We start from the raw sequence: 9,184 nt of genomic DNA on the forward strand, positions 1-9,184 counted from the left end.
CACGCCCTTCCCGTTTAAATCACGCAGCCCTCTTTTTACGTTATATTTACTGAATAACTCAGGTTCAATAAAGTTATTTTTTTCAGCTATGGCACACAATCCATCAATTATTTTTCCTTCGATCTTTTCCAAGTTGTCATTTTTCATAAAACAATACCCCCTCGGGAAAATTTCTTCTGAATATACAAATAGATAAGGAGGAAAACAACTAACCGATTATTAAATTAGAATAATGATGGCAACAGCACAAGGAGCTGATATGTACAACCCTAAATTGATTCATTGCATTGCAACAATGAAACTAAATCTCATGTTATTACGAATCATTCTTATACCCTATATAAATAGTATATCAAATATTAGTTTTGGTGTAAAGAAAGCACTGGGGTAAAAAATATAACCACCTTTCCTAATATTGACCATTATCAATATATAAACATTAAATAAATTATTTATTTAGCCATATTTCCCAATTATCTTTAAAAATTTGCATATAAAGTATAAATCTTGCGGCTTTGCTGCATCTTTTTAAACTTTTCCAATATTCCAGCCACATAACTACCGCAGTTACATTTCCAAAACTATTGATACTAATTTCACTGCTTCTAAAGCAGTATTTTTGGTATACATGGACTTTATAGCCTAGATGCAAGCAATCTTGATTGGCGATTATCTTTCTAAACATTGGTGCCTCAATAACACCCTGCTATCATGAGAAGCGGTTTTAGTTATTTTTATATAACGACAAAAATTGATACAGATTAAAAAAATTTTTATTGATTAACATAGTTCGATATTGTTCTCATGGCTTGAGTGCTATAATAATTAATAGAAATCCAAGAATATTTTGGCAAACAAGGAAATATTATGACAGTCTCCATATTTAGGACAGCACTGAAAAGTCAGGGTTCTTCCGTTGCTGTTATTACAAAAGAAATTCCGATTAGAGAAGGCTTTAAGTTTTCTCGAAATTAATCGAACCTGGAAGGGAGGTGAATTTGAGTGGTTGCAAAAAAACAAGAAAAGATCCGTGTGCCTCCGAAAATCAAGACTCAAGGATGTGTACCTAGCTAACAAATGATTAATAATTAATGAAAGGGGTAAGTAAAAGAATGAAAAAGTCGATTTATTGTTATGTTATCGGACTGGCCCTTTTGCTTTGCCTTTTTAGTGGCGCGGCAACGGAAAAAGCGTTTGCTTTCAATAGCAGCCCACCGAATGATAATGGAGATATGACCCCTATGTCAGGATACTTTAGCCCTTCCTATCAAGTAATAAATGATGTCTCCGGCATAAATATCTATCCATATATGAAAAGTCTTGGCACTTCCGACGGCAATGTTATTTATCAACTTGGTCTAAGCGTTGTTAGTAGTCAATATACTCCCTGGTATGTATCGATCGCACCCAGCGGCGGTATGTTTACAAGTCTAACTATACCTATGGTTCAAGTGCTGTATTTACTAGTAATGGTAATGTAGATACTCCTTTATACAATACCAGTACGTCGGCTTTTCCGGACACTTTATTAAAATTTACCACATACCCGCACGCAACTCACACGGTGGATATTAGCGTAACGGTCAACGTGAATGGTCAAAGCCTTACAAAAACGATTAGACTGAACGATTCCAGAATTAGTTCTTAATTCGCGGCAGGTTGGTAAATATTATCGTAGGTTGGTCAAAAAGGGGCTTGCAAATTTCTCTGCAAGCCCCTGGCCGGTACCAAAAGTAGCGCTCAATCTCACTATAAAACGGTTATATTGTTAAATAAATGTCATCAACAATGAAAAATAATCCAGAATTATTTTGTCAGTTTAAAGGAATTATTACTTCTGTGTAGAATAATTCCATTCGAGGGCATAAACAAAATAGTTACTAAATTCGACCAGCAACCATATAAATGGGACTATTCACATAAAATTTTAATTTCCAGGGAGTTGATCCGAGTTGAAAGTTGAAAGTTACGCGAGTCAGGAACTGGCAAGAGACGCCATGATAAAAAACGCTACTGATTTTTTAAAAAATTATATAAAAGATGCCTCGCTTTTGGAAACTTTGACCAATGCTATTCGGACTAAAGATAACGTCGGGCTTGGCATACTTGATAACCCGGAATTGTCTTCATATGGAACAAACGGGATAGATACGGTCGGGGTGGTATGGACTTATGAGGATGGCAGCGCCAGTGAATTACAAAAACCCGGAGTGGACGCATCCTCAGAATTTGGGCCGTTTAGCGCATTATCAAAAGTGAATGAAGCGTCAGAAGAGGGATGGGGCAACTGGCGGCTTGGCGCAAGCAGTAAGACCGTCGGACTACCAAAAGTGGATAGTGGAGATAAGGAATGGCATGGATTTACTACATCAGTGGCTGCGCAAGAATCAAGAGCACCCGACGGACCCGGTGTTGGGTTAGTATGGTACAGTGTCGCGGCTACGGCCGACCAAGAAAAATTTCATGGTGAATGGCTAAAGATAGTAATAGTGCCTACCCCTCTAGGTCGTGTATCTAATCTAAGACCACAGCCGGAGAAAACCGGTAAAACCGGAGAAACATCACAACTAGAAAATATTATTACTGAAACTGAAGAAGCTTTAAAGCAAAAAGAAACTACCAACCCTGAAGCGGAATTGCAAAGGCTAAGAAATATATTTTCAACAATGAAGATATACACCGAAACAGAATCACAAATATTAATTGCTCCTGACGCGGACGGAGTTGATCCATACAATTCATTAAATACAATGCTGGAGAAACTTAATGGAGAGGAAATTAATGGAGTTGAAGGCGGGTTGCTGTGGAAAGCATATGGAGACGCGGTAATTGCGCAAAAATCATTGTCGAATGATAAGTTAAGCTCAACTTCAGCTAGCCCGCCACAAGCGGAGTAGATGGTATTTGTCGGTGCGAATTTATAGGTATACAACATGCTCAAAAATCATCCATGGCAGGCATACACCGCTGAACACTGTGCGCAAATTTACATATAACGATGATTATATTTATTTGGTGATGGACTTGGAAGATGTATTTAAAAATATATCAGTGAAATTTAGTTTTATTAACGACAACCAGTAGCGTTGCATAAAAAATAAAAATCAACCGCAAGCGAATATTTGTGAAAAACGCTTATGTTAATATAAGTATAAAATGGTGTATACAACCATATAACCTTTCCCAGCCCTGCCAGAGGAAGTGGGGGGTTAACAGGTAGTCCTCATCCACATTTTTACAGTGATTAGGTTTACTAAATTAAATCAAAGGTCAAAGTGTAAAGATGGTCTGCTTCTCCTACCATTACTTGCCTTACGGTTTCTTGATAGATTGCTTCATGGTCGATACTTCGCCGGCCTCTTGAAGTTCTTTGAGGATCACGGTAAAGCTTTTTTATGAAATTAGCAAAAGGTTCATAAAGACAGGCATCAAGCAGTCTCTTAATATCCAGCAGCCGCCCATTATAGCCCGTTTGCAGCTTCAGCAGTACCAGTAAGCAGTAGGTGATTAGCGCTATAAATATTTGGTTTTCCACAGCCTGCTGGCTCGTACCGTAAAGATGTTTTATGTGCAAATGCTGTTTAATCCATTTAAAAAACAGTTCTATCTGCCAGCGGTGGCGGTAAATATCGCCAATCTCTAAAGCATTTAGATTGAAGTCGTTGGTGACAATTATTACCCGCTTACCATGAGTATCTTCGGTTTCAATAAGCCTGAGCAGGTGTTTCATCCGGTTGTTGCCTGCACCTAAGTAAACAACTTGATCTTTTTTGATTGGGGTTGAGGGGTCTACCGGATTATTAGCAACTACTTCGTATATGGCGTTACTCTTTAAACGGGTGACAAACCGGGTACCGTTTTTGCAGTAGGTGTCAAATTTCTTGTAATCAAGGTAACCTCTGTCAAAGACATTCAGAACATCCTCTTCTTCTACCACCAAGGCGTCCATCTGGGTTTTATCGGATGGTTTGGCAGGTGTAATAACGGCTTCATCCGGCAGGGCTTCATTTTCAAAACATAGGCGCAGGTGTAATTTCACACCGCCTTTGGTTTTCCTAAATTGAGCCCATGGGTATTTAGACAGACACAGAATTATGGTTGAAGAATCAATGAGGCTCAGGCGGCCTAACTGCTGTCTAATAGTCTGGAAACCGGTTTTTTTGCCAACATCAATAATGCTGCTCTTAAACAGTGCCTGAACAGTTTTTGTTTTTAAATCCCTCAACCTGCGGGAAATCTGGGATGCGCTGATGGACTCAAGTCCGACCGCATGGCTAAAATCACTTTTATTGAGGCCATTGCTGATATCCCGCAAACCATGGTGCTTCTCCAACTGTGCTTGGGCTAAAATGGCGATTAGCTGTGAAGTTTTTAATTTCTTTACGTACTTATCATCCCCTGTGCTCTCGATCTGTTTAGAGAATTGCTCGTTGAAAATTGGCTCAAACAATTGATCAAATGTGGATTTCGTGGTATCCTTGTCCTGCATAAGAATCTCCTTATTTTAGAGATTTGGGCAAGGACTACCCTCTATCTCTATTATAAGGATTTTTTTTGCAGGAGCGTGCTTTTTCTTTGTTTCTCGTAGTATTTTAATGATTGACAAGTTGGAGTTTTGTTTTTGCATCGCTACTGAACGACAACAGAATAATACATACCCTTGAGGAAGATATATCTACCGACAAATCCAAATATGTGAGATTATGTCCTTTTATGAAAATAGATACGCTGGAGGAAAACAATATTAGCGGCGAAATCATCATCAGGTATAACATAGATCAAATATTGCATGGGGATATCGTTGTTGAATTGTCAAAAGACAAAAACAATTACCTGCCAAGCGGTGGTCTTGACGTTCACGTTTAATCACCAGATAAGTTGGACGCTTTTTTTACAACACAGTCCGAGCAAGCAAAAGAAAACGCAGTATAATCATAATATATTTTTCAGTCTTATGGCTTCCTTCTCCGGAATGTGGTTAATCATTAACTTCAACTCCGCCAACTGCCCCCAGGAAAGCGCGGTATCTCTCCTCGCTATATACTCCTTGATCCTCGCCATGGAGAATTCAATATTGTCAATTTCCTGGTGGTCCAGCACAGTAGGCCACCATTTTGCTTTGTTTTCCCAGGTTTCTTCCAATTCATCAGTTCGCGCGTAAGCCTCATCCCATTGATTGCTTTCAAGCCTTTGTTCTATTTGTTCAATATTCCGCATCAATTCGTCGGCGGACGCCTGCAGCCGGTGATTCGTCCAGAATCCCAAGGCGATTACAGCTGTGAAGATGATTAATAAAGCCGACAACAGTCTCATAATTAAAACTCCTGTTAAAAATTATTGGCTCACTTTTGACTTTACCTGATAAAAGAGCTTTCCCTCGGTGTCGAGACTGGCGAAAAGAACTTCCTTAAGGTTGTTCACGCCGAATTTTTTCAACTCTGCTTCCAACCAGTTTTTATCAAGGTTTATTTTAGCCAGATTTTTTTGAAACACGTAGCCGTCAATTACTAATGTAACCGGCATGCCTTCATAGTTCGTCGGCAAATTCATATCCGCCGGTACGACGGGCCTTTTCTGTGATTTTGGAATAACACTTAATTTGCCGCTTGTTTCCAAAATGGCAAACTCCACATCGGCGACATTAGGCGTGTCTTTGGCTCTGAGCTGCTCCAGCAAATCATTGATGTTGTAACGAAGCCGGTATAGTTCTTTCTCAACAATCTTTCCGTTTTCTATCAGCACACTGGGAGTGCCGCAGATTATCCCCCTGGCACGCTCGCTTTTTAAAGCGACATAAGACAGGGCAACCTGGGCCACCAACAAAGTAAAAATCGGGAACAGGCCGCTGGTCAGCGGTACTCCGGTATTTTCCATCGGAATTGCCGCCAAGGCTGAAAGCATAATCACAATCACAAGTTCATATGGCTGGAGCTGGCCGATCTGCCTCTTTCCCATCAACCTCAAGCCAATAACCACCACAGTAAATAGAATTATTGTACGTATAATTCCGAGCAGCATATTATCCTTCCCGCGACTGTTATTTTTCTACATATTATTTCTCAGCGAAATTAATTATATTTTGCCTATTTGTGCCAATATGTTTTATAATATTTCATAAATATAAACCGCACCTTAATTGCCAGGAGGTCCCATATGACTAGATACAAGCTGGCCATCGACACCGGAGGCACTTTTACGGATTTTTGCCTGATGGGGGAAAACGGCGAGTTCCATATCGCCAAAGAACCGTCAACTCCCGCAGATCCCTCCCGGGCCGTGCTGGCGGGGATAAAAAACATCGTGCAAAAAGCAGGGATTGACCCCGGCCAGATTGACTTTATCCTGCACGGCACAACAGTAGCCACCAACGCCATCCTGGAGCGAAAAGGGGCGCGTCTGGCCCTCATTACCACCAAGGGTTTTAGAGATATCATTTATATCGGAAGGCAAAACCGCCCCCATTTATACAACTTCTGGGCTATCAAGCCGCCGCCCCTGCTGCCCCGCCATCTGGTGCTGGAAGTAAACGAGCGGGTATTGGCCGACGGCACTGTGCAGGCCGCTCTTGCGGAAAAAGAAATCCAGTCCGTAATCGTGCAAGTTGAAGAGTCCGGTGTGGAGTCGGTGGCGATTTGCCTGCTGCATTCATATATCAACCCGGTCCATGAAATCACGCTTAAGAACGCCATAAAACAACATTTACCGCACCTGTCCGTCACCATATCCTCTGAAATATTGCCTGAATTCAGAGAATACGAAAGAACCAGCACTACAGTGATCAACGCGCTGGTCAAGCCTTTGACGGACAAGTATATCCGCCTGCTGGAAAAAGATTTAACCACCACCGGTGTCAAAAGCGAGTTATTTATTATGCAGTCAAACGGAGGTGTGCTCACCGCTCCCCAGGCGCGGGAGCAAAGCGCCCGCATCGCGCTGAGCGGCCCGGCGGGCGGTGTGCTGGCAGGCGTTTACCTGGCCGGCCTGACCGCCAACAAAAATCTGATCACCGCCGACATGGGCGGCACCAGTATGGATATATGCCTGATTCACAACGGCAAATCGCGTTTCACCACGGAAGGCTCTGTCGGCGGTTACCCGCTGCGGCTGCCCATGCTGGACATTCATACCATCGGAGCCGGCTACGGTCTGGGCGGCGAAGAGCCCACGGTAACAGACGCCAATTTGCTTTTAGGAAGGCTGGACCCGGCCGATCTGACCGGTGTAAAAACGTTAAAACCGGAACTAGCCGCCCGGGCTGTCGGAGAAAAAATCGGCGGTCCTCTCGGACTGACGCTTGAAGAAGCTTCAGAAGGGATCATCAGGGTGGTTAACGCCAACATGGTCCGGGCCATGCGGCTGGTGTCGGTGCAAAAAGGATACGACCCGCGGGATTTCGTTCTGGCGCCGTTCGGCGGCGCGTGCCCTCTGCAGGCTGTGGAACTGGCGCGGGATCTGGGTATTCCCCGCATCATGGTACCCCCCCACCCCGGCGTCGCCTCCGCGTGGGGAATGCTGTCGGCCGATGTGCGGCACGACTATTCTTTAACCCATATTGTCAATCTAACGCCTGCCGTCTGCGCGGAGATCAACGGCGAATTTGCCCGGCTGAACGAACAGGGACGAGAGGATCTGGCCCGGGAAGGATTCGCGGAACCGGAAATGAGCTTCAGCAGGTTTCTGGACATTCGCTACCAGGGACAATCATATGAATTAACTCTCTCCATCCCGGGCAACTCATTGATAGAAGCGGATATCCAAATCATTATCAGGCGTTTTCACCGCCTGCACCAGCAAAACTACGGCTACTGCAGGGAAAAGGCGCCGGTGGAAATCGTTACTTTGCGACTCACCACCGCCGGCGCCCTGCCGAAGATATCACCCCAGCTGCATACCGGAGCCCAAGAAGCAACCGCTTTGGGGACAAGACAGGTTTACCTCTCCGGAGCATACCACCAGGTGCCGGTATACGCCAGGCAGCGGATTGGCCCCGGCTGGCGTGCCGCGGGCCCGGCCGTCATTACCCAGGCCGACACCACCACTTTGCTCTGGCCCGGCGACCGGGTTTACTGTGACCGCTGGGGCAACATTCTCATTGAAACGAAGGTGCGGCAATATGAAGACTAACCCTGTTGCCCTGGAAGTGCTTCGAAACGCCCTGCAGTCAGTGGCGGAAGAAATGGGAGTCACCCTCACCCGCACGGCTCTCTCTCCCAATATCAAAGACCGCCGGGATTGTTCCACGGCAATATACACCCCGGCCGGGGATCTGGTCGCCCAAGCCGAACACATCCCTTTACACCTGGGCCTGATGCCCACTGTAGTAAAAAAAGTGCTGGAAATTTTTCCGCCGGAAAATCTGGCCCCGGGCGACGCAGTAATGATCAATGATCCCTACGTCAGCGGCTCACACCTGCCGGACGTGTGCGTCATCTCCCCCGTTTTTGCCGGGAACCGCCTGCTGGCCATCGTCGCCAACCTGGCTCACCATGTGGACATGGGGGGATCGGTGCCCGGCAGCATGTCCACTTCAGCCACGGAGATTTTCCAGGAAGGCATCAGAATACCCCCCGTGAAAATAAGCAGCAGGGGGCAAATCAACGCCGACATATTAAAAGTGCTGGCTCACAACGTCAGGACCGCCGATGAGTTTTACGCCGACATACAGGCCCAGCTTTCCGCCAACCAGGTCGGATGCAAAAGGCTGCTGGAACTGGAACAAAAAACCGGATCGGAAACCCTGAAAGAATACATGGAAGAAATTATTAATTACACGGAGCGGAGACTCCGGGCGGCGTTAAAAGATATTCCCGACGGCACTTATCAATTCGCTGACTACCTGGAGGGGGACGGTATCAGCAGCGACCTGATCAAAATCACCGCCTCTGTGCGCATCGACGGCGGCGGCATTCAGGTTGACTTCACCGGCACCAGCCCGCAGGTGAAAGGCCCCGTCAACGCCACCAGGGGCGTTGCCCTGGCCTGTGTTTTTTTCGCCGTCAAAGCCGTGGCCGACCCCGAACTGCCCGCCAGTGAGGGCGTAGCCAGGGTAGTGGAGGTGATCACCCCGGCCGGCACGCTGGTCGCCCCCTGTTTCCCGGCGCCTGTCGCGCACGCGAACATCAACACCGCCCAAAGGATCACCGACGTGGTGCTGGGCGCCCTGGCGCAGGCGGTTCCCCACAGG

General features: G+C 45.5%; 8 protein-coding genes. 5 read left to right on the forward strand and 3 right to left on the reverse strand.

Annotated features, from left to right (window positions below):
- Positions 1–1,112: 1,112 nt before the first annotated feature.
- Both A4E54_RS14655 and A4E54_RS14660 read left to right on the forward strand, forming a co-directional pair.
- Complete coding sequence (locus A4E54_RS14655; protein WP_286726549.1) at positions 1,113–1,481, forward strand: hypothetical protein; 369 nt, start codon at positions 1,113–1,115, stop codon at positions 1,479–1,481.
- A 471-nt stretch (positions 1,482–1,952) separates the two neighbouring features.
- Complete coding sequence (locus A4E54_RS14660; RefSeq protein ID WP_286726551.1) at positions 1,953–2,897, forward strand: hypothetical protein; 945 nt, start codon at positions 1,953–1,955, stop codon at positions 2,895–2,897.
- Between the two features lie 356 nt (positions 2,898–3,253).
- Here the strand turns inward: A4E54_RS14660 and A4E54_RS14665 are convergent, their stop codons facing one another.
- On the reverse strand, positions 3,254–4,489 hold the full coding sequence (locus tag A4E54_RS14665) for an IS4 family transposase (protein WP_286726552.1): 1,236 nt from the start codon (positions 4,487–4,489) through the stop codon (positions 3,254–3,256).
- 224 nt (positions 4,490–4,713) lie between these two features.
- On the opposite strand from A4E54_RS14665, the gene A4E54_RS14670 reads away from it, so the two are divergent.
- Positions 4,714–4,866, forward strand: coding sequence for a hypothetical protein (locus tag A4E54_RS14670; RefSeq protein WP_286726553.1), 153 nt, complete (start codon positions 4,714–4,716; stop codon positions 4,864–4,866).
- Positions 4,867–4,932: 66 nt separating this feature from the next.
- On the opposite strand, the gene A4E54_RS14675 is transcribed toward A4E54_RS14670, so the two are convergent.
- Both A4E54_RS14675 and A4E54_RS14680 read right to left on the reverse strand, forming a co-directional pair.
- On the reverse strand, positions 4,933–5,313 hold the full coding sequence (locus tag A4E54_RS14675; protein ID WP_240082436.1) for a DUF4363 family protein: 381 nt from the start codon (positions 5,311–5,313) through the stop codon (positions 4,933–4,935).
- 21 nt (positions 5,314–5,334) lie between these two features.
- The gene (locus A4E54_RS14680) at positions 5,335–6,018 is read right to left on the reverse strand and encodes a DUF421 domain-containing protein (protein WP_240082437.1); all 684 of its coding nucleotides are present in this window, start codon (positions 6,016–6,018) and stop codon (positions 5,335–5,337) included.
- A 135-nt stretch (positions 6,019–6,153) separates the two neighbouring features.
- Here A4E54_RS14680 and A4E54_RS14685 point away from each other — a divergent pair, with 135 nt between their 5' ends.
- The gene (locus A4E54_RS14685) at positions 6,154–8,124 is read left to right on the forward strand and encodes a hydantoinase/oxoprolinase family protein (protein WP_286726556.1); all 1,971 of its coding nucleotides are present in this window, start codon (positions 6,154–6,156) and stop codon (positions 8,122–8,124) included.
- On the forward strand, positions 8,114–9,184 hold a 1,071-nt coding region (locus A4E54_RS14690; RefSeq protein WP_286726559.1), incomplete at its 3' end, for a hydantoinase B/oxoprolinase family protein. The genes A4E54_RS14685 and A4E54_RS14690, both read left to right, overlap by 11 nt.

The organism is Pelotomaculum sp. PtaB.Bin117, from assembly GCF_002067195.1.
Taxonomy (GTDB): domain Bacteria; phylum Bacillota; class Desulfotomaculia; order Desulfotomaculales; family Pelotomaculaceae; genus Pelotomaculum_D; species Pelotomaculum_D terephthalicicum.

Excerpts from the sequence above, each read along its gene's own strand:
- A4E54_RS14655 (WP_286726549.1), top strand. The coding sequence starts at position 1,113 with ATGAAAAAGTCGATTTATTGTTATGTTATCGGACTGGCCCTTTTGCTT.
- A4E54_RS14665 (WP_286726552.1), bottom strand. The coding sequence starts at position 4,489 with ATGCAGGACAAGGATACCACGAAATCCACATTTGATCAATTGTTTGAG.
- A4E54_RS14670 (WP_286726553.1), top strand. The coding sequence starts at position 4,714 with ATGAAAATAGATACGCTGGAGGAAAACAATATTAGCGGCGAAATCATC.
- A4E54_RS14675 (WP_240082436.1), bottom strand. The coding sequence starts at position 5,313 with ATGAGACTGTTGTCGGCTTTATTAATCATCTTCACAGCTGTAATCGCC.
- A4E54_RS14680 (WP_240082437.1), bottom strand. The coding sequence starts at position 6,018 with ATGCTGCTCGGAATTATACGTACAATAATTCTATTTACTGTGGTGGTT.
- A4E54_RS14685 (WP_286726556.1), top strand. The coding sequence starts at position 6,154 with ATGACTAGATACAAGCTGGCCATCGACACCGGAGGCACTTTTACGGAT.